This window comes from Streptomyces sp. NPDC051636, assembly GCF_044453765.1.
GTDB lineage: Bacteria > Actinomycetota > Actinomycetes > Streptomycetales > Streptomycetaceae > Streptomyces.
This window is the reverse complement of the sequence record NZ_JBITDA010000022.1, coordinates 69,173-88,215: the sequence shown is the minus strand read 5'-3', so window position 1 is coordinate 88,215 and position 19,043 is coordinate 69,173. Positions and strand designations below refer to the sequence as shown.

The window sequence follows — 19,043 nt, the reverse complement described above, 5'->3', positions numbered from 1 at the left end:
CGGGCCACGGCTCAGTCGTGATTGCCGCTCAGGTTTCGTACGGCCGTCAGTGAACGGTGTGCAGGTTTGCCGGATTTTCCGCACCCGATCCGATGCGCTCACGGTGAATCGGCGTCTCCGATCCGGTCAGCGGAACCCCCGTTCCTCCTCGCCGGACCGCGATGATCTCCGCCACGATGGACAGGGCGGTCTCCTCCGGTGTGCGGGCGCCGAGGTCGAGGCCGATCGGGGACCTCAGTCGGGCCAGCTGCCGCTCGGTCACTCCGGCTTCGCGCAGGCGCCGGTCGCGTTCCTCATGGGTGCGGCGTGAACCCATCGCGCCGATGAACGCGGCCGGCATCGTCAGCGCCGCCTGCAGCAGGGGTACGTCGAATTTGGCGTCGTGGGTGAGCACGCACAGCACCGTACGGCCGTCGGTTTCGGTGTGCCGCAGATAGCGGTGCGGCCAGTCGACGACGATGTCGTCGGCTTCCGGGAAGCGGGCCCGCGTGGCGAAGACGGGACGTGCGTCGCAGACGGTCACGTGGTAACCGAGGAACTTGCCCGCACGCACCAACGCCGCGGCGAAGTCGATCGCGCCGAAGACGATCATTCGAGGGGGCGGCACGTTCGATTCGACCAGCAGGGTGAGCCCGCCGGGACGGTACGAGCCGTCCCAGCCGCATCCTTCGAGCCCGACGGTACCGGTGCGGCCGGTCTCCAGCATCGCCCGGGTATTCGCCTCCGCCGTCCGGTCCAGGTCCTCCTGGCCGCCGAGACCGCCCTCGTACGTGCCGTCGGGGCGCACCAGCAAGGCCCGGCCCAGGATTTCGGCCGGGCCGCGGGCGACCCGGGCCAGGGCCGCCGGCTCGCCCCGGACGGCGGCCGAGAGCGCCGCGCGGAGCACCGCCCTGGCCGGCGCCCGCGCGCCGACCGGCGTGATCAGGACGTCGATGACCCCGCCACAGGTCAGCCCCACGGCGAAGGCGTCCTCATCGCTGTAGCCGAACCGTTCGGTGACGCTCTCACCGGTGCGGAGTGCCTGGAGGCACAGGTCGTACACCGCGCCCTCCACGCAACCCCCGGAGACGGAACCGACGACGGTGCCCGCGCTGTCGACGGCGAGCGCGGCGCCGGGGCCACGGGGAGCGCTGCCGGTGACGGCCACCACGGTGGCGACGGCGAAGCTGCGGCCCTCGTCCATCCAGCGGTTCAGCTCCTCCGCGATGTCAAGCATGCGGTGCTCCCCCATCGGACGCATGGGGTTCACGGGGTACATCGGCCAGGACGCGACTCGGGCGGATGGGCAGGCTCCGGTGCCGGACGCCGGTCGCGTGCCAGACCGCGTTGGCGATGGCCGCCGCGGCGCCCACGAGGCCGATCTCCCCGATTCCCTTGATGCCGACCGGGTCGTCCGGGTCGGGGTCCTCCACCCAGTCCGCCTCGATGAGCGGCACGTCGGCGTGTGTGGCCACGTGGTAGCCCGCGAGGTCGGCACCGACGTGGCCGCCCGAGGCGCGGTCCCGGACCGCCTCCTCGTGCAGGGCCATGGAGATGCCCCAGATCATGCCGCCCACGAACTGGCCGCGCGCCGTGAGCGGGTTGATGATCCGGCCCGCCGCGAAGACGCCGAGCATGCGCCGCACGCGTACTTCTCCGGTGCTGACGTCCACGGCCACCTCGGCGAACTGCGCTCCGAAGGAGTGCCGTTCCTTCTGGGCGAGGGCGCCGATGGCGGCGGTGGTGTCCGACCGTACCGTGATGCCCTCCGGGGGAATGCCGGCGCCCAGGGCGAGCCGCTCGCGCAGTTCGCCGGCCGCCGCCGTGACGGCCCAGGCCCAGGAGCGGGTGCCCATCGAACCGCCGGCGATCATCGCGGGTCCGAAGTCACTGTCGCCGATGCGTACCCGGACACGGTCCGGGGTCACGTTCAGTGCGTCCGCGGCGACCAGGGTGAGCGCGGTCCGGGCACCGGTGCCGATGTCCGCCGCGGCGATCCGCACGGTGAAGGTGCCGTCCGCCTCGGCTGTCACCGCCGCCGTGGAGGGTGCCGCTCCGGCGGGGAAGGATGCTGCCGCCGTGCCGGTGCCCAGCAGCCAGCGCCCGTCGCGGCGCCGGCCGGGACGTGGGTCCCGGTCCGCCCAGCCGAACCTGCGGGCGCCCTCGACGAAGCAGGCGCGCAGATTGCGGCCGGCGAACGGAAGGCCGGAGACCGGTCCCTTGTCGGGTTCGTTGCGCAGGCGCAGTTCGATCGGGTCGATGCCGCACTTCTCGGCCAGTTCGTCGAGGGCGGCCTCCAGGGCGAAGGACCCTGGCGCCTCACCCGGCGCGCGCATCCAGGTCGGGGTCGGTACGTCGCGCCGTACGACGCGGTTGGCCGTGTGATGGGCGTCGGCGTCGTACATCACCCGTGCCACTCCGGCGCTGGGTTCGACGAACTCGTGCACGGTGGAGGTGAGGCTCACCGACCGGTGCTCCAGTGCGCGCAGCCGCCCGTCGGCGTCGGCGCCGAGCCTGATCCGCTGGGCCGTGGGGCTGCGGTAGCCGGCCAGCGAGAACATCTGGCGGCGGGTCAGGACGACGCGCACCGGGCGCTGCAGAACGGTGGCGGCCATCACGGCGGCCACCTGGTGGGCGCGGACACCCTTGCTGCCGAAGCCGCCGCCGACGTGCTCGGAGCGTACGCGTACCGAGGCGGGGTCGAGTGAGAAGAGGTTGGCGAGTTCGCCCACGACCCAGGTGGCGCCCTGGTTGGAGTCGACGACCTCGAGCCGGCCGCCGTCCCAGCGGGCCGTCGCCGCATGGGGTTCCATCGGGTTGTGGTGCTCTTCGGGCGTGGTGTACTCGACGTCCACGACAGCGGCGGACGCGGCGAGTCGGGCTTCCAGGTCTCCCTTGTCCGTCACCGCCGGCATGTGGCCGTCCACGGGGTGGGCATCCGGGTGTTCACCGGTGAATTCGACGTCGTGCGGCTGCTGTTCGTAGTGCACTACGAGCGCCTCGGCCGCCTCCCGGGCCTGCTCGGGTGTTTCGGCGACGACGAGCGCCACCGGCCAGCCCACGTGCGGCACCCGGTCGTGCTGGAAGACGGCGCAGGTCGGGTCAGGCCGCGTGCCCAGCAGGGTCGTGTAGTCGGTGTCGACCCGCGGAGCGTTGCGGTGGTCCAGGACGGTGAGGACGCCCGGCATGGCGAGAACGGGAACGGTGTCGATCGCACGGATGCGTCCACGGGCGATCGTGGACAACACCAGCCAGCCGTGCGCGAGTTCGGTGAAAGGGATGTCCGCCGCGTAGCGGGCCGCTCCGGTGACCTTGTCCCGGCCCTCCACGCGGGTGTGCGGGGTGCCGGCGGAGGGCGTCGAAGTCCTGGTCCCGGTCGTGACGGTGGTCATCGGGTGGCCTCCTCGGCGAGTTCGGTCAGCGCGGCCACCACGAGGTTGCGCATCAGGGTCACCTTGTATCCGTTGTGCGGCAGGGGCCGTGCGGCCGCCAGTTCGGCGGCCGCCGCGGCGGTGAAGGTCTCCGCGTCGGCCGGTGCTCCGGTCAGCACCGCTTCCGCCGCGACGGCCCGCCAGGGACGGGACGCGACCGCCCCGAGGGCCAGTCGCACGTCCTGGACGACGCCGTCGCGGACGTCGATCGCGGCGGCGACCGCTCCGATGGCGAACGCGTACGAGGCGCGTTCACGTACCTTGCGGTACCGGGAGCGGGCGGCGACCGGGGCGGGCGGCAGCGTGACACCGGTGATCAGTGCTCCCGGTGGCAGTGCGGTCTCGCGGTGCGGGGTGTCGCCGACGGGCAGGTAGAACTCGCCGACCGGCAACTCACCGGGCCCGTCGGCGGTTTCGTAGCGGACGACCGCGTCGAAGGCGGTCAGCGCGACGGCCATGTCCGAGGGATGTACGGCCACGCAGTGGTCGGTCGCGCCCAGGATCGCGTGGTTGTGGTGCTCGCCCTCGACGGCGGGGCAACCGCTGCCCGGGACGCGCTTGTTGCACGGCTTGGTCATGTCGGTGAAGTAACCGCAGCGGGTGCGCTGCAGCAGGTTCCCGCCGACGGTGGCCATGTTGCGCAACTGCCCGGACGCGCCGGCCAGCACTGCCTGCGCCAGCGCCGGGTAGCGGCGCCGGACTTCGGGGTGGGTGGCCAGGTCGCTGTTGGTGACGGTGGCGCCGATGCGCAGTCCGCCGTCTTCCATAGGCTCGACGCGGTCCAGTGGCAGGTCGCGTACGTCGATGAGCCGGGCGGGACGTTCGACGCCGGTCTTCATCAGGTCGACGAGGTTGGTGCCCCCGCCCAGGAAGCGCGCGTCGGGATCTGCCCCGAGCAACGCGATGGCGCCGGCGACGTCGGACGCCCGCTGATAGCCGAACTCCCTCATGCCGTGGCCTGCCCCTTCTCCGCGGCGGCATCGACCTGCGCCGCGGCAGTCCGGTCCGCCACGGTCGCGGCGGCCCGGGCGACCGCCTCGGCGATCGACACGTACGCGGCGCAGCGGCACAGGTTGCCGCTCATCCGCTCCCGGATCTCGTCGGAGGTGAGCGGTGGTGGCCCCGCTTCGGGGCTGAGGTCGTCGGTGACGGCACTCGGCCAGCCGGCCGCGTGCTCCTCGATCACGCCGATCGCCGAACATATCTGTCCGGGCGTGCAATAGCCGCACTGGAATCCGTCCAGATCGAGGAAGGCCTGCTGCACCGGGTGCAGCCGCTCGCCCTCGGCCACCCCTTCGATGGTGGTGATCTCGCGCCCCTCGGCTGCCACGGCCAGTTGCAGACAGGCCACGGCCCGACGTCCGTCGAGGAGGACGGTGCAGGCGCCGCACTGCCCCTGGTCACAGCCCTTCTTGGTGCCGGTCAGGTCGAGCCGCTCGCGCAGTGCGTCAAGCAGGGTGGTGCGGTGGTCGACGGGCAACGTGTACTTCTCGCCGTTGACGTTCAGGGTGATGTCGCTGGACGCCGAGAGGGCCATGAGCAGCTTCTTTCGCTTTTCCGGAACAGGGAGGACAGTCCGGCAGCCGGAAGAGTCGGGTGTCGGAGGGAGGGCGTCGTACGGGGCGACGCTGCTGCGGAAGGAACGAACAGGACGAGGACGCATGACGCGGGCGCGAGGCGCCGACGGCGACAGCGCACTGCGGCCCGGCCGCGGCCGCGGCCACGGCTATGGTGGACCGAACCGGACAGCTGTCCGCCGTCAAGGAAACCTAACGGACAGCTGTCCGCTTAGCAAGGACGGGGTTTCGGCCACGAGCTCGAGGAGGAGGACGAGTGCAGCAGAAGAACGAAGCACCCCTGCGCTCGGACGCGCAACGCAACCGTGAGCGCATCCTGGAAGTCGCACTGGCCGAGCTGACCGGGAACGCGGACGCCGCCCTGAGCGTGATCGCCAGGAAGGCGGGCGTCGGACAGGGCACGTTCTACCGCAACTTCCCCAACCGCGAGGCGCTGGTCCTGGAGATCTACCGCCACGAGATGCGGCAGGTCGCCGACAGCGCGGCTCAGTTGCTCAAGGACCGGGCACCCCACCAGGCCCTGCGCGCGTGGATGGACCGGCTCGCCGAGTTCGCCATGACCAAGGCCGGCCTGGCCGAAGCGATACGCCAGGCGACCAGCGCGCCGGGAAGTCCCGGCAGGCCGGCGCACACCCCGGTGACCTCCGCGGCCGAACTCCTGCTCCGCGCGTGCGAGGAAGCCGGCACCATCCGCCCGGGAGTGACCGCGGACGACTTCCTCCTCGCCATCGCCGGCCTCTGGCAGATCGACCCCCGCGACGACTGGCAGTCCCGGGCCACCCGTCTCCTGGACCTCGTCATGGACGGCCTGCGGGCGGGGGCGCCGGGGCGGTGACGGGCGCGCCGCGCGGTGGACCCCGGCGAGTGCCAGGGCGTCACTTCGTCAAGGCGATCAGCAGCGCCACGCCCAGGAAGACCGACCCGCGTGCCCCGACGCGTCGGGGAGCAACACGACGCGTCGGCCGGCACAGCACACGCCTTGCGCCCCGCCCCGGCAGCTTGCTTACGGGTCCGCGACCGCCTCGGTCAGGTACCGACGTAGGCCGCGAGGTGCTCGCCGGTGAGGGTGGAGCGGGCGGCGACGAGGTCGGCGGGTGTGCCCTCGAACACGATCCGGCCGCCGTCGTGGCCGGCGCCGGGGCCGAGGTCGATGATCCAGTCCGCGTGCGCCATGACCGCCTGGTGGTGCTCGATGACGATGACCGACTTTCCGGAGTCGACGAGCCGGTCGAGCAGGCCGAGCAGCTGCTCGACGTCGGCGAGGTGCAGGCCGGTGGTCGGCTCGTCGAGGACGTAGACGCCGCCCTTCTCGGCCATGTGGGTGGCCAGCTTGAGCCGCTGGCGCTCGCCGCCGGACAGCGTGGTGAGCGGCTGGCCGAGGGTGAGGTAGCCGAGCCCGACGTCGGCGAGCCGGCCGAGGATGGCATGCGCGGCCGGCGTGCGCGCCTCGCCGGCGCCGAAGAACTCCTCGGCCTCGGTCACCGACATCGCGAGCACCTCGCTGATGTCCCGGCCGCCGAGGCGGTATTCCAGTACGGATGCCTCGAACCGTTTGCCCTCGCACTCCTCGCAGGTGCTGGCGACGCCGGCCATCATCCCCAGGTCGGTGTAGATGACTCCGGCGCCGTTGCAGTTGGGGCAGGCGCCCTCGGAGTTGGCGCTGAACAGCGCCGGCTTCACGCCATTGGCCTTCGCGAACGCCTTGCGGATCGGGTCGAGCAGTCCGGTGTACGTCGCCGGATTGCTCCGCCGCGAGCCCTTGATCGCTCCCTGGTCGACCGACACCACGCCCGCGCCGGCCGGTATCGAGCCGTGGACGAGGGAGCTCTTGCCGGAGCCCGCCACGCCGGTGACCACGCAGAGCACCCCGAGCGGGATGTCGACGTCGACGTTCTGGAGGTTGTGGGAGGTGGCCCCGCGGATCTCCAGCGTGCCGGTGGGCTTGCGCACCGTCTCCTTGAGGGCGGCCCGGTCGTCGAGATGGCGGCCGGTGAGGGTGCCGCCCGCCCGCAGTCCCTCGACGGTGCCCTCGAAGCAGACGGTGCCGCCTCCCGTACCGGCGCCGGGGCCGAGGTCGACGACGTGGTCGGCGATCGCGATCGTCTCCGGCTTGTGCTCCACGACGAGCACCGTGTTGCCCTTGTCCCGCAGCCGCAGCAGCAGGTCGTTCATCCGCTGGATGTCATGGGGGTGCAGGCCGATGGTCGGCTCGTCGAAGACGTAGGTGACGTCGGTGAGCGAGGAGCCGAGGTGGCGGATCATCTTGACGCGCTGCGCCTCGCCGCCCGACAGCGTGCCCGCCGGTCGGTCCAGCGAGAGGTAGCCCAAACCGATCTCCGTGAACGAGTCGAGGGTGTGCCGCAGTGTGGCGAGCAGCGGCGCCACCGACGGCTCGCCGATGCCGCGGACCCATTCGGCCAGGTCGCTGATCTGCATCGCGCACGCGTCGGCGATGTTCATCCCCTCGATCTTCGACGACCGGGCCCCCTCGTTGAGCCGGGTGCCGTCGCACTCGGGGCAGGCCGTGAACGTGACCGCGCGCTCCACGAACTCCCGGATGTGCGGCTGCATCGCCTCCTTGTCCTTGGCGAGCATCGACTTCTGGATCCGCGGGACCAGCCCCTCGTAGGTCATGTTGATGCCCGCGATCTTCATCCTGGTCGGCTCGCGGTGGAGGAAGTCCTGCAGCTCCTGCTTGGTGTACGTGCGGATCGGCTTGTCCGGGTCGAAGAAGCCCGACTCGCTGTAGAGCCGGTAGTTCCAGCCGCCCGCCTTGTAGCCGGGGACGGTGAGCGCGCCCTCGGAGAGCGACTTGGAGTCGTCGTAGAGCTGGGTGAGGTCGATGTCGGTGACCGTGCCGCGGCCTTCGCAGCGCGGACACATGCCGCCGGTGATGCTGAAGCTGCGCCGCTCCTTCACGGTCTTCCCGCCCTGCTCGAAGGTGACCGCGCCCGCTCCGCTGATGGAGGGGACGTTGAAGGAGAACGCCTTGGGCGAGCCGATGTGCGGCTTGCCGAGCCGGCTGAACAGGATCCGCAGCATCGCGTTGGCGTCGGTGGCGGTGCCGACCGTGGAGCGGGGGTCGGCACCCATCCGCTGCTGATCGACGATGATCGCGGTCGTCAGCCCTTCGAGTACGTCGACCTCGGGCCGCGCCAGCGTCGGCATGAAGCCCTGCACAAAGGCGCTGTAGGTCTCGTTGATCAGCCGCTGCGACTCCGCGGCGATCGTGTCGAACACCAGCGAGCTCTTGCCCGAGCCGGAGACGCCGGTGAACACCGTCAGCCGGCGCTTCGGGATCTCGATGCTGACGTCCTTGAGGTTGTTCACCCGCGCGCCGTGCACGCGGATCAGATCGTGGCTGTCGGCGACGTGCGGCACAGACGACTGCGTGTCCGTCCTCGTGGCCATGCCCATCGTGTCTCCATCTGTTGAGCGGGGACGCCTTCGCGGGGTCAGACTAACCAGCGGCCGGCGCGCATCAGTTCGCGATCGGGTAGCTCGTTCACCTCGCGCAGGCCTGGATACGGCGCGGGGAGACACGGAACCAGCGGTACGGGGTGGCCGGCGCACGCGGGTCGAAGCCGGTGCGCGCGGCGAACCGGTCACCCCGTTCCTGCGGCAGCGCGTCGATCCCGAGGACCTCGACGTCGCCCTCGATCATGGACACGTCGCGGGTGGGGCCCAGGCCCAGCCGAACGGTTCGGGTGGTGGCCAGGTTCCTGCCCGTGGGGCTGTCCGCCGGCGTGGCCATCAGCAGTGCCTCGCCGTCCCAGTCGAAGGACAGCGGCGCCAGATACGGCGCACCGTCCGCCGAGGCACTGGCCACCCAGATGTCGATGTCGTGGGTGAGCAGGTGTTCGGTGTCGCGACGGCGCTGAGCGCGGGAGCGGGGGGCGGCGCTCATCGGTCCTGAAGCAGTCCGAGGACGTTGCCGTCGGGGTCGGTGACGGTGGCCACCAGGCGGCCGCCGCCGACGTCGTGCGCGGGCTCCTTCACGGTGGCACCCGCGGCGGTCACCTCGGCCAGCTTCCCCTCGATGTCCGGTACGTGCCAGTAGGCCACCGGTGAGGTCATGCCCTGCGGTCCGCCGCCCGGCACCAGCCCGATGTGCTGGCCCGCGGCCTCGAAGCCGACGTAGTAGGACTCGTCGGTCTGCGGCGGTGCGCCGAGCAGGGCGGCGTACACCTTCTTGGCCGTCTCCAGGTCGGAGACGGGATGCAGCACGGTCTTGATTCCCTGGGTGGAAGAGCCGGTCATGGTCACTCCTGAAGTCGTGGGACTGGTGATGTCCATGACGATCACGCTAGCTGCGCCTCGGGCGCCGGCGCTTCTCGAATCCTGATCGGTCCGGTCGCCTGTTTCACGACGTAGACGGGATCCCTACCATCGCGCGCGCCGGCGTCGGGCCGGTGGTGCCGGCGTCCCGCCTCGCTGCAGGTCCGCCCTGCTTCCAGGATCCGCCGCACCGCCCAGCGTGCCTAACGGTTCACGTCGGCTTCGGCCGGCGCCCGGCCGGGGTCCTCGGTGACCGCCGGTGGCAGCGCCAGTTCCGCCCAGATCACCTTGCCCTGGGGCGTGTACCGGGTGCCCCAGCGCTCGGTCAGCTGCGAGACCAGGAACAGGCCGCGGCCACCCTCGTCGGTCGTTGCGGCATACCGCAGATGGGGCGAAGTGCTGCTGCCGTCGGCCACCTCGCAGATCAGCGTGCGGTCGCGGATCAGCCGCACGTGAATCGGCTCGCCACCGTAACGGATGGCGTTGGTGACGAGCTCGCTCAGTGCGAGTTCCAGGCCGAAGCCGAGTTCGGTCAGGCCCCACTCGTCGAGTTTGTCGGACGCCGCGAGGCGCACCCTGGCGACGGCCGCCGGGTCGGGCGGTACGTCCCATCCGGCGACCCGGTCGGGCGGCAGCGCGCGGGTGCGGGCGATGAGCAGAGCGACGTCGTCCTGGGGCCGCCCGGGCAGCAGCTCGTCCAGCACGGCCTGGCAGCTCTCGTCGGGCGGCCGGTCGGGGTGGCCTGCCAGGGCCTCGCGCAGCAGTTCCATGCCCACGTCCAGGTCGCGCGCACGGTCCTCGATGAGGCCGTCGGTGTAGAGGACGAGCTGGGCGCCCTCGGTGAGGTCCAGTTCCGCCGTCTGGAACGGCATGCCCCCCAGGCCGAGCGGTGGCCCGGCCGGCAGGTCGGCGAACGTGACACTGCCGTCCGGCAGGACCAGTGCGGGCGCCAGGTGCCCCGCGCGTGCCATGGCGCAGCGGCGCGTCACGGGGTCGTAGATCGCGTACAGGCAGGTGGCACCCACGACGGCCGCGGCGGCCCCGGTGCTCGCCTCGTCCTGGTCGATACGGCCGACCAGGTCGTCCAGATGGCACAGCAGTTCGTCGGGCGGCATGTCGAGCGTGGAGAAGTTGTGCACGGCGGTCCGCAGGCGTCCCATGGTGGCGGCGGCGTGCAGGCCGTGACCGACCACGTCGCCGACGACCAGGGCCACTCGGCTGCCCGGCAGGGGTATCACGTCGAACCAGTCGCCGCTCACCCCCGACTGTGCGGGGAGATAGCGGTACCCGACGTCGAGGGCGCTCTGCTCGGGCAGGGCGCGGGGCAGCAGGCTGCGCTGGAGGGTGACCGCCAGGGCGTGCTCGCGGGTGTACCGGCGGGCGTTGTCGATGCTGACGGCGGCACGGGCCACCAGCTCCTCCGCCAGCGACAGCTCCTCCTCGTCGAAGGGGCCGTGCTCCTTGGACCGCCAGAAGTTGGCCAGGCCCAGCACGACGCCGCGGGCGTGGATGGGGGCCGTGATGAGGGAGTGGATGCCGTAGTCCACGATCTCCTCGGTGCGCTCCGGGTCCTGCGCGTGCCAGTCCGTGGCGGTCGACAGGTCGGCCACCAGCTCGGAGTGGCCGGTGCCGTAGCCGCGCGCCTGGGGTGTGGAGGGCAGGAAGTCGATCAGCCGGTCCTTCTCGTAGAGGGGATGGTCGTCCCGGATGCCGCACACGGCGATGCGTCGCATGCCGGTCGCCGTGGTGGCGGGTTCCTCGCCGTGCAGCACGGCGTCGGCCAGGTCCACGGTGACGAAGTCGGCGAAGCGGGGGACGGCGACCCGTGCGAGCTCGTCGGCCGTACGGACCACGTCGAGGGTGGTCCCGATGCCCAGTCCGGCGTCGTACAGCAGCTTGAGCCGGTCCCGTGCGACCTGGGCCCTGCCGGACACGGCCTGCAGTTCGGTGGAGTCGCGCAGGGTGACCACGGTTCCCTTGGGGCCTCCGCAGCGATCCGTGGGCCGCTGGTTGACCGCCAGCAGTCGCGGCCCGGCGAAGTGCACCTCGTCGGTGGCCTCGCGTCCGGAGGTGAGGAGCGCGACCGTTTCGGGTTCCAGGGTCGACAGCTCGGCCACATGCCTTCCCTCGGCGTCCGGAGGCAGGTCCAGGAGCCGTCGGGCCTCGTCGTTCGCCAGCAGCAGCATCCCGTCGTCACCGACGATGAGAACTCCTTCGCGCACGGAGTGCAGCACCGCGTCGTGGTGGTCGTACATGCGGGTCATCTCGTCCGGCGCCAGACTGTGGGTCTGCCGTCGCAGCCGTCGGCCCACCAGCGCCGTCACGCCGGTGGCCGCGCCGAGCGCGCCTGCCCCAGCGGTCAGGATGATCCGTATTTGCCGGTCGACCTGGTTGGTGACGTTCTTGACCTTCAGCCCCGCGGAGACGAGGGCCACCACCTTGCCGTCGTCGTTCTTGATGGGGACGGTGGCCTGCACCTCCTCACCGAGCGGGCCGTGGACGCTTTCGGTGTAGACCTTTCCGGCCAGCGACGGCCCGATGGTGCCTACGAACCGCTTTCCGATCCGGTCGGGCAGGGGATGGGTGTAGCGGATGCCGTGGGTGTCCATGACCACGACGAAGTCGACGCCCGCGGACCTGCGTCCCGCCTCGGTCAGCGGCTGGAGCACTTTCGATGGGGCGGGGGTCTGCAGTGCGGCCAGGATGCCCGGGGAGTGGGCGAAGGTCTGCGCGACGGCCACGGAGCGGCGTTTGGCCTCGGCGTTGGTGTCGCGTTGCGACTGCAGGACAAGGGCGAATACGGCGAAGACCACGAGCAGCACCACCAGCGCCGCCTGCAGGATGAACACCTGTCCGGCGACGCTTCGCGGGCTCTTTCCTGCCAGCGGCCGCAGCGATATGCGTCTAAGCCGGGCAAATTGGTCTCCCATTCGGCCTTTCTAGCACTATGGGTCCCGGGTCGTCACCACCCAACCCAATAAGCCCTGCTCACTGCCCTACCTGCTGCCCCATGAGTCACACCGGTAACCAGGCCTCCTCTGCAGGGTGCGCGCGAATCCACTCGTATCTGGTGCCAGGTCCCGGAGCCGTCGTAGTGCCCCGATGTGCCTGCCCGCCGGAACCGGCGTCCACGCGTCACCGCCGGCACCGCGCACAGACCGGACCGTTTGTGCGCGGCGTGGTGTGACGTGCCGCGGCTGCTGAACGGACGGCGGAGAAGTCATCGCCACGCACGACCGACGGCGCGTGGCCCTGCTCGGTTTCGTTCGACGGCAGGATCCTCCGCGAGACTCCCCGTCCCTCCGGCCTGGCGGCGTCGTCCGTGAGCGCGGACGGCTCGGTGGTGGCCCTGGCCACGACCAACCGGCTCTTTGTGCACCGCCCCGGGGTGCCTGCGACCGAATGGTCCCTTCGCAACCGGCTGGAGTTCCTGCGCCCGGGCTGCCGGCTGGCCGTCTCCCCGTCCGGCGCACACGTCGCGTGCGCCGGTTTCCGTGAACTCCTCGTGCGGCGGATCGTGGACCGCTCGCTCGTCCTGCGGCGCGCCTTCAGCGAGCGGGACAGCCGCGGCGGCCTGGGCGCCAAGGCCATGCGCTTGCTGTGCACGGACGACGGTCGCGTGCTGTGGCTGCGGCGCGGACGGCTCTGCCAGGCCACCGACAGCCCCGGGATCCGTCATCGCGAACAGGCGGGCCGGTACGACGACTTCCCGATCCCGACGGCGACCCGCTCGCCGCCGGCGGCTGCGAGAACCTGGTGCGGGTGTGGCCGTGGAGCGGATGACCCCGACGGCCTGGAGACCCGCCTCCGTACGGTTCAGAAGGCCGTGTGGGTGAACCAGTGGTCGAGCACCGCGGGCTCTCCCGAGATCCCGAAAGCGGTGTCCTGGTAGGAGCGCCGCCCGTAGAGCAGCAGCAGGAGATCCGCCGCCTGCCCCTGTACCGCCGCCCGCACGTCGGAAGCCGAGGTGTCGCCACCTGCCCGCTCCAGCAGCCGGAAACCGTCCGGTTCCAGCCGCACCCGCCACTCCTCGCCGGTTCCGCCGCCGGAGTCCGCACACCGGAAAGCGATGGTCTCGCCGTTGCCACGCAGCTTCTTCACAGCCGGGGCGAAGAGGCCCGCGTAGGGCAGGTTGACGAGGAACTCGTCCACCCCGTCCGCCGCCAGCACGGCGTCGATGTCCGACTCCCGGCCCACGGCCCGCTCCGCGTCCACCCGGTGCACCAGCGTCTCGAACAGCATCCGGCGGGCCCAGAACCGCGCGTGCTGGTCCTCACCCCAGGCCCACATCGCCGCCTGGGGATCCGTGGCCCGCAGTACGGCCGCCACACCGGGTACGCCCGCTGCCACCCAGTCGGCGTACTCCCGCGCCTGTTCCGGCAGCCCCAACTCCACGTCGCGGCTGCGCGGAGGTTCCTGTACCAGCCCGGTCAGCAACGTGCAGAACCAGCGCTGCAGCGCTCCGACATGCCGGGTGAGATCGGCCAGCGTCCAGTCGGGACAGGACGGCACGGCGATCGCCGGGTCCGCGTCTTTCACCACCTCGGCGAAACGCAGGGTCTCCCGCTCGATCGCCTGCCGGTAGACGTCGTACGGCAGAGGGTGCCCCGCCCGGCTCGTCGTCTCCATCTGCTGCCGCCCTTCTGTCCCCAACACGCATCTTGCCGGGATCAGTGTGGATGCTGGAGTGCACTCGAAGGCAAGTCCAGGCCGGCGCCGGATGAGCCGTGGGGGTTGTGCCGGCGAGTGGTGCGCTACCGCTGGGAGCGGGTGGCGCCGAAATGGGTCTCGTGTGTCCAGATGTGGGTGCACGAAGGGCACTGCAGGTGGAGCAGGCTGCCGGTGTTCGAGAGCAGGTAGCGCCAGTGCTCGGAGCACGTACGGCCCTGCTCGCACGTGACGCACCCGCGGTGGTCGCCGCAGTTGGGACAGTCCACCCATGCGCGGCGTCCGATGTCGGCCTGCGGGTCAAGCGGCAGCATGGCCGTCCCCTCTCCTCGGGAGCACACCGGCCGAGACCAGCTCCTCGTACAGGCGCTGCTGCTCCGGGCTGAGGCCGGAGTACAGCAGCTCGTAGGCCTCTTCCTCGCCCCGCAGTGCCACGACGGGGTCCCAGTCGGGGCCGAGGGCGGCCAGGACATGAGTCCGCCGGAGCATTTCGTGTGAGTCCAGGTCGACGGCGAAGTCGGCCGGCGCGGCGGATTCGCCCGGTTCACCAGGAAGGAGGGGACCGTGGGAGGACATGCGACCGAACGTAGGTAGGCCCTCCGCGCCCCGGCAAGAGCAGGTGGGAGAAGTCACAACCCACTCGGCCGCGTCGGCGTCGGTGAACAGGCCGTACGGTCCACGCTCACCCGCATGTCGTCGGTGACGCCTCCTGCGGCGTCCGCGGCGATCCGAGGACCGTGGCCGCCTCCTTGGACGGCGGCGCCTTCGCCGGCTTCCTCGCCGACGCGGCCATCACGGCCGGGGCTCCGTCACGACCGCCACGTCCGTCTGCCTGGTCGGCACCCCGACCACGCTCGCCGGCAAGCACATCAGCGACCGCACCACCGGCCGGCTCAGCCTCGACGAGCTCTACCAGCAGCGCGGCACCGACGGCCGCAGCTGGGCCGGGTCCTCGCCGAACAGCGGCTCGGCGCAGACGTGGGACCCGCCTCCTCGCAGGCCCGCTATCGCATCTCCTTCCCCGTACTTCAATACCGCGGCCCGCTCGACGAGGTCATCCCCGCCTCCACCGAGGACGCCACCCGCAACGCCCCGCGCCGCGGGCATCGGCACCACCCGGCGGACGTATCTCGGCGGCCATCTCCTCACCGACAACCAGGCCGTCGGCCACATCGCCTCCTGGCTCGGCGACCGCTTCAACGACCGCCCCGCCCAGAACGACTGCTGACTCCACCCGGCCCGCGCCTGCAGTCGGCGGTCAGCAGGAGGCGCGGTACGGCAGGTCGTGCACGTAGGTTCGCCAAGCCGACCGCGACAGGCCGGTTCCGGTCCGCCGGCAGACATCGGCTGCCACCCGGTCCGGCGCGATGTCGTAGCGATCCAGTGGTATGTGTTCGCCCGAGACGGACAAGGTGTGGTCGTCCTCGTCGAAGGCCAGCGAGGTGACACGGCCCCCCGAGCCGTACAGCGGGGAGCCCATGGCCAGTCCGGTCGTGACGTCCCACAGGTGAACTAGGCCGTCCTCGGTGCCGGCGGCCAGGGTCGTGCCGTCGTGGGAGAAGGCGATCGCCGAGACCCCCGCGGCGCCGTCGGCTTCGGACGTGCCGGCGGGGCCGACGGGGAGCTCGCCCAGGCGCCGCCGGGCGTCACCGTCCCAGAGGGTGACCCATCCGGAGTCGTCACCGGCCGCGAGACGCGCGCCGTCGTGGCTGTAGGCCACCACCGTGGGGCTCCCCCGCGTGAGGGTGTGCGGCGTCGAGCGGCCCGATGCGAGGTCGACGACGTGCCCCTCCGCGGTCACCAGCAGCCGGCCGTCGTCGCGCACGGCCAGGGATTCCGACGAGACGTCCGGCCACCGGCCGGTCCTGACGTGACGGCGTAGGTCCCATCGCTCTGTGCGCTCACCGGACAGCGACACCAGCGCGGTCCGCCCGTCGGCCAGCGCCATCGAATCGATCTCCGACACCTCGTCGGACGGTGTGGTGAAGCGGACAGTGGACCGCCGAACCGGATGCCGGCTGTCCACGACGGTGAGGGTGAGGTCGCCGTCGTATTCGTCCCACATGCGGGAGTAGTAGATCAGGTGCCGGCCATCGGGCGAGAACGCCACCCTGTCCGTGCAACCCGGCTCCCCGTCGTCCGTTCCGCTGTCAACCGGACATGAAGCCGTGGGCAGACGATCGGCCAGCACTCTGTTGTGCCTCACGTCTATCAGCCGCAGGCGCTGTCCGCCGCCCGCCTGCCGTGCCACCGCGAGCAACCGTCCGTCCGGACTGAACGCGGCGCTCGTCGTCACGTCCTTCCGGTAGCCCGGCTGGAAGACGTGGTCGAGGGAGAGCGACCAGACTGTGCTGCTCGCGCCACTGGACACGTACCGGATCAGACCGTCGCGCCGGTCGAGCCGCAGCTCCGAGGAGACCTCCGCCGTCACCGCGGCCCGGTACACGGGCGCCCGGGGTGCGTCGAGCCGCCACACGAGCACCTGTCCGCCGTCCGAGGCGACGAGGAAGCGGCCGTCCGGTGTGTACGCCGTCGCCTGGAGGCCGCGGTACTTGATTTCGGTGCGTTCCTTGCCCGAGGGAACGTCCCAGATCCGGATGCCGCTGTCGGTGGTGACCGCCAGTTCGTCGCGGGCCGGCACGAAACCGGCCCCCGCGGTGGTGCACTGCTCACTGTGCAGCGTCGTCCAGGGACCGGGTGACCGACGGTGCGTCGCGGTGTCCCACACCTCGAGTCTGTCGTGGGAGCAGTCGACGAGGTACCGATCGTCGGCACTGACGCCCGGGCCACCGCCGACCACGAAAGCGGTGACCATGGTGTCGCCGTCGCTGTCGCCGCCTGCGCCCCACTCGACGAGCCCGCCCGGGCCGTCGGCCTTGCCGGCCCGGAACAGCAGCTTGTGACGGCGCACGTCCCACAGCCGCGTCACGGAGCCCGCCTTGGACGCCGTGGCGGACAGGAGCAGGGTCCGCCCGCTCGACCCGAAGGAAAGGGACGCCATGTCGATGTCGGGCAGCTGCCCGGTGCGCCGGCCCGTGCGCACGTCGTACAGGATGACGGAGCGGCCGGTACCGACTGCCAGGATCCGGCCGTCCGGGGAAAGGGCGGACCGCACGACCGGCATCCCGTCGTCGGCCGCGGAGACCCGGAACGAGGAGAGCCGGTGATGCGTGCGCACGTCCCACAGCGCGGCTTGCCGCCCTGCCACCGACACGGCGACGTGTCCGTTGTCGCTGAGGTACGTCACGTCGGTGTCGGAAGGCCCCGGTATCCGGAAGGAGTCCTGGTTCCGCTGGGCCAGGGATCCCAGCAGGGCCGAACGGGTCTCGGGGAGGTCGGCGATGCGCCAGGCGGCGAGGCTGAGACGCATGGCGGTCACCGGTTCCGAGGCACGCAGGCTCTCCGCCACGGCGGCGATGCGGCGGGCCTCGGCCTGTACCCGTCTGCGCTCGCCGGCGCGATTCTGCTGCCAGGCCACCAGTCCGGCCACGAGAGCGAGGACCACGGCCACGGAGAGGACCATGACGAAGGCCCGTGTACGCCGGGCGGTGCGCGCCGCCGACCGGCGCTCCTGCTCCGCGGCCGAGAGTCCGGCGGACAGGAACGACCACTCCAGCTCGGTGAGGGCGGTTCGCCGCCCGGGTGCCGCGAAAGCCTCTTCGGCCGCGGCCAGCCGGGTGCCGCGATACAACGCCCCTGGATCGCACCGCAGTTCGTGCCAGGTGGCGGCGGCCTCGGTGAGCCGCCGGTGGATTCTCAGCTGCTCGCGGTCTTCCTCCACCCAGGCGTGCAGCCGCGGCCAGGCGGTGAGCAACGCCTCGTGCGCCAGATCGACGATGTCCTCGTCCACGGTCAGCAACCGGGCGCGGACCAACTGGTCGAGGACCGCGTCCAGTTGCCCGCTCGCACCGGTGGCCGCGAGTTCGGTGCGCGGGGTGGGACGGCGGGTGTCCGGGGTGCCGTCGCCCGGGGTGACCAGGCGCAGCAGCAGGCGGCGGGCGAGGGCGGCCTGGGCCGGGGCGAGGTGGGTGTAGAGGTTCTCTGCGGTGCGGGCGATGGCGCCGTGCAGGCCACCGGCCGCCTCGTACGCCTCAAGGCTCAGCGCGCGGCCCTTGCGGCGGTGCCAGGTCTCCAGCAGCGCGTGGGACATCAGCGGGAGGGCGCCCGGCTCGTCTTCGACGTCGTCGAGGATGCGGGTGGTCAGGGCGCGTTCGACGATCAGTCCGGCGGTCTGGGCGGGTTTGACGACGGCCTCGCGCAGCTCTTCGCGGCTCATCGGACCGGCCAGCACGGTGGCGTCCTGCAACGCCCCGGTCATCGCGGCGTGTTCGGCGCAGCGGCCGAGGAAGTCGGCTCGTACGGCCAAGACGACCCGCAGCCGGCTCGTCGGATCGGTGGCGGTCAGGAGGCGGTCGATGAACTGGTCGCGTTCGGCCGGGTCCGGGCAGAGCGTGTAGAGCTCTTCGAACTGATCGACGATCAGCCACGTGTCGCCGTCGGCGTCCTTCGGTACCAGGCGCTGCTCGTGGGCGAGCAGGGGATGTTCGCCGGGGGTGAGGACGCGCAGCGCGGCCGGCCGCGGGCCGGGCGTGGCCGGGTCCCGGAGGCGGGGGATGAGGCCGGCGCGCAGCAGGGAGGACTTGCCGCTGCCCGACGGGCCGAACACCGCGGTGAACCGGCGGGACGCGGTGAGCTCGAGCAGGCGGTCGGTGAGCTGGTCACGGCCGAAGAACAACGCGGCGTCGCCGGGTTCGAACCGGGCCAGGCCCCGGTAGGGCGGCTCAGCGCGTTCGTTCCCGGTACGCGGCTCGGCCGCTGCTTCCGCGGCCGCCTCACGCCACCGCGCCTCCCACTCCTTCTCATCCCCGCCGCAGGCACGCACGTAGGCCAGCACGACCGGCAGCGTCGGCAGCCGCTCCCCCGCCGCCGCCTGCGACAGCGTGCTCGCCCCCTGACCCGCGCGCTGCGCCATCACCCGGTACGTCGGACTGCCGGCCTCTGCACGGAGCTTGCGTAACTCGGCCGCGAACCGCGTCACCGGCCCCGCGCTCGGATCGAGCGGGCTCTCCGGACGCCCCGCCATCGACACCATCCCCCTCCGCCCGCTTCC

14 protein-coding genes and 1 pseudogene are annotated in these 19,043 nt (G+C 71.6%); 2 read left to right on the top strand and 13 right to left on the bottom strand.

Going from position 1 to position 19,043, the window contains the following annotated elements:
- Positions 1-46 precede the first annotated feature (46 nt).
- From ACIBBH_RS30990 to ACIBBH_RS30975, 4 genes are read right to left on the bottom strand one after another with little or no spacing between them, the layout of a single operon-like run.
- Positions 47-1,216, bottom strand: a complete 1,170-nt coding sequence (locus ACIBBH_RS30990) for an XdhC family protein (protein WP_399410271.1) — start codon at positions 1,214-1,216, stop codon at positions 47-49.
- Positions 1,209-3,371 carry a xanthine dehydrogenase family protein molybdopterin-binding subunit gene (locus ACIBBH_RS30985; protein ID WP_399410269.1) on the bottom strand — a complete coding sequence of 721 codons (2,163 nt, stop codon included), beginning with the start codon at positions 3,369-3,371 and terminating at the stop codon, positions 1,209-1,211. Before ACIBBH_RS30985 ends, ACIBBH_RS30990 begins: the two co-directional genes overlap by 8 nt.
- Positions 3,368-4,360, bottom strand: coding sequence for an FAD binding domain-containing protein (locus ACIBBH_RS30980; RefSeq protein ID WP_399410267.1), 993 nt, complete (start codon positions 4,358-4,360; stop codon positions 3,368-3,370). Before ACIBBH_RS30980 ends, ACIBBH_RS30985 begins: the two co-directional genes overlap by 4 nt.
- Positions 4,357-4,947, bottom strand: a complete 591-nt coding sequence (locus tag ACIBBH_RS30975) for a 2Fe-2S iron-sulfur cluster-binding protein (RefSeq protein ID WP_399410265.1) — start codon at positions 4,945-4,947, stop codon at positions 4,357-4,359. Before ACIBBH_RS30975 ends, ACIBBH_RS30980 begins: the two co-directional genes overlap by 4 nt.
- 296 nt (positions 4,948-5,243) lie before the next feature.
- On the opposite strand from ACIBBH_RS30975, the gene ACIBBH_RS30970 reads away from it, so the two are divergent.
- A complete protein-coding gene (locus ACIBBH_RS30970) occupies positions 5,244-5,822 on the top strand; it encodes a TetR/AcrR family transcriptional regulator (RefSeq protein WP_399410263.1) in 579 nt (192 codons plus the stop codon).
- Positions 5,823-6,013: 191 nt separating this feature from the next.
- Here the strand turns inward: ACIBBH_RS30970 and ACIBBH_RS30965 are convergent, their stop codons facing one another.
- From ACIBBH_RS30965 to ACIBBH_RS30950, 4 genes and pseudogenes are all read right to left on the bottom strand, one after another.
- The gene (locus ACIBBH_RS30965) at positions 6,014-8,404 is read right to left on the bottom strand and encodes an ATP-binding cassette domain-containing protein (protein ID WP_399410261.1); all 2,391 of its coding nucleotides are present in this window, start codon (positions 8,402-8,404) and stop codon (positions 6,014-6,016) included.
- A 38-nt stretch (positions 8,405-8,442) separates the two neighbouring features.
- Positions 8,443-8,894, bottom strand: a pseudogene (locus ACIBBH_RS30960) (pyridoxamine 5'-phosphate oxidase family protein).
- Positions 8,891-9,247, bottom strand: a complete 357-nt coding sequence (locus tag ACIBBH_RS30955; protein WP_399410259.1) for a VOC family protein — start codon at positions 9,245-9,247, stop codon at positions 8,891-8,893. Before ACIBBH_RS30955 ends, ACIBBH_RS30960 begins: the two are co-directional and overlap by 4 nt.
- A gap of 221 nt (positions 9,248-9,468) precedes the next feature.
- Positions 9,469-12,195: a SpoIIE family protein phosphatase gene (locus ACIBBH_RS30950; protein ID WP_399410257.1), complete on the bottom strand. Its 2,727-nt coding sequence runs from the start codon at positions 12,193-12,195 to the stop codon at positions 9,469-9,471.
- Positions 12,196-12,587: 392 nt separating this feature from the next.
- Between ACIBBH_RS30950 and ACIBBH_RS30945 the strand changes: the two genes are divergently transcribed.
- The gene (locus tag ACIBBH_RS30945) at positions 12,588-13,157 is read left to right on the top strand and encodes a hypothetical protein (RefSeq protein ID WP_399410256.1); all 570 of its coding nucleotides are present in this window, start codon (positions 12,588-12,590) and stop codon (positions 13,155-13,157) included.
- Here ACIBBH_RS30945 and ACIBBH_RS30940 read toward each other — a convergent pair.
- The 5 genes from ACIBBH_RS30940 to ACIBBH_RS30920 all read right to left on the bottom strand — a co-directional run bounded on the left by ACIBBH_RS30940 (position 13,082) and on the right by ACIBBH_RS30920 (position 19,016).
- A complete protein-coding gene (locus ACIBBH_RS30940; RefSeq protein ID WP_399410254.1) occupies positions 13,082-13,894 on the bottom strand; it encodes a maleylpyruvate isomerase family mycothiol-dependent enzyme in 813 nt (270 codons plus the stop codon). The two genes, ACIBBH_RS30945 and ACIBBH_RS30940, sit on opposite strands and share 76 nt — an antisense overlap.
- A gap of 125 nt (positions 13,895-14,019) precedes the next feature.
- The gene (locus ACIBBH_RS30935) at positions 14,020-14,247 is read right to left on the bottom strand and encodes a hypothetical protein (protein WP_399410252.1); all 228 of its coding nucleotides are present in this window, start codon (positions 14,245-14,247) and stop codon (positions 14,020-14,022) included.
- Complete coding sequence (locus tag ACIBBH_RS30930) at positions 14,234-14,509, bottom strand: DUF6400 family protein (protein WP_399410250.1); 276 nt, start codon at positions 14,507-14,509, stop codon at positions 14,234-14,236. The genes ACIBBH_RS30935 and ACIBBH_RS30930 overlap by 14 nt, the downstream gene beginning before the upstream one ends.
- Before the next feature lie 333 nt (positions 14,510-14,842).
- Positions 14,843-15,040, bottom strand: coding sequence for a hypothetical protein (locus tag ACIBBH_RS30925; protein WP_399410248.1), 198 nt, complete (start codon positions 15,038-15,040; stop codon positions 14,843-14,845).
- 151 nt (positions 15,041-15,191) lie between these two features.
- The gene (locus ACIBBH_RS30920; protein WP_399410246.1) at positions 15,192-19,016 is read right to left on the bottom strand and encodes a hypothetical protein; all 3,825 of its coding nucleotides are present in this window, start codon (positions 19,014-19,016) and stop codon (positions 15,192-15,194) included.
- Positions 19,017-19,043: the final 27 nt, after the last annotated feature.

Bases quoted from the DNA above. Each gene is read 5' to 3' on its own strand.
- ACIBBH_RS30950 (WP_399410257.1), bottom strand. From the start codon at position 12,195: ATGGGAGACCAATTTGCCCGGCTTAGACGCATATCGCTGCGGCCGCTG.
- ACIBBH_RS30965 (WP_399410261.1), bottom strand. From the start codon at position 8,404: ATGGGCATGGCCACGAGGACGGACACGCAGTCGTCTGTGCCGCACGTC.
- ACIBBH_RS30955 (WP_399410259.1), bottom strand. From the start codon at position 9,247: ATGACCGGCTCTTCCACCCAGGGAATCAAGACCGTGCTGCATCCCGTC.
- ACIBBH_RS30990 (WP_399410271.1), bottom strand. From the start codon at position 1,216: ATGCTTGACATCGCGGAGGAGCTGAACCGCTGGATGGACGAGGGCCGC.
- ACIBBH_RS30930 (WP_399410250.1), bottom strand. From the start codon at position 14,509: ATGTCCTCCCACGGTCCCCTCCTTCCTGGTGAACCGGGCGAATCCGCC.
- ACIBBH_RS30940 (WP_399410254.1), bottom strand. From the start codon at position 13,894: ATGGAGACGACGAGCCGGGCGGGGCACCCTCTGCCGTACGACGTCTAC.
- ACIBBH_RS30920 (WP_399410246.1), bottom strand. From the start codon at position 19,016: ATGGCGGGGCGTCCGGAGAGCCCGCTCGATCCGAGCGCGGGGCCGGTG.
- ACIBBH_RS30935 (WP_399410252.1), bottom strand. From the start codon at position 14,247: ATGCTGCCGCTTGACCCGCAGGCCGACATCGGACGCCGCGCATGGGTG.
- ACIBBH_RS30925 (WP_399410248.1), bottom strand. From the start codon at position 15,040: ATGCCCGCGGCGCGGGGCGTTGCGGGTGGCGTCCTCGGTGGAGGCGGG.
- ACIBBH_RS30980 (WP_399410267.1), bottom strand. From the start codon at position 4,360: ATGAGGGAGTTCGGCTATCAGCGGGCGTCCGACGTCGCCGGCGCCATC.
- ACIBBH_RS30985 (WP_399410269.1), bottom strand. From the start codon at position 3,371: ATGACCACCGTCACGACCGGGACCAGGACTTCGACGCCCTCCGCCGGC.
- ACIBBH_RS30975 (WP_399410265.1), bottom strand. From the start codon at position 4,947: ATGGCCCTCTCGGCGTCCAGCGACATCACCCTGAACGTCAACGGCGAG.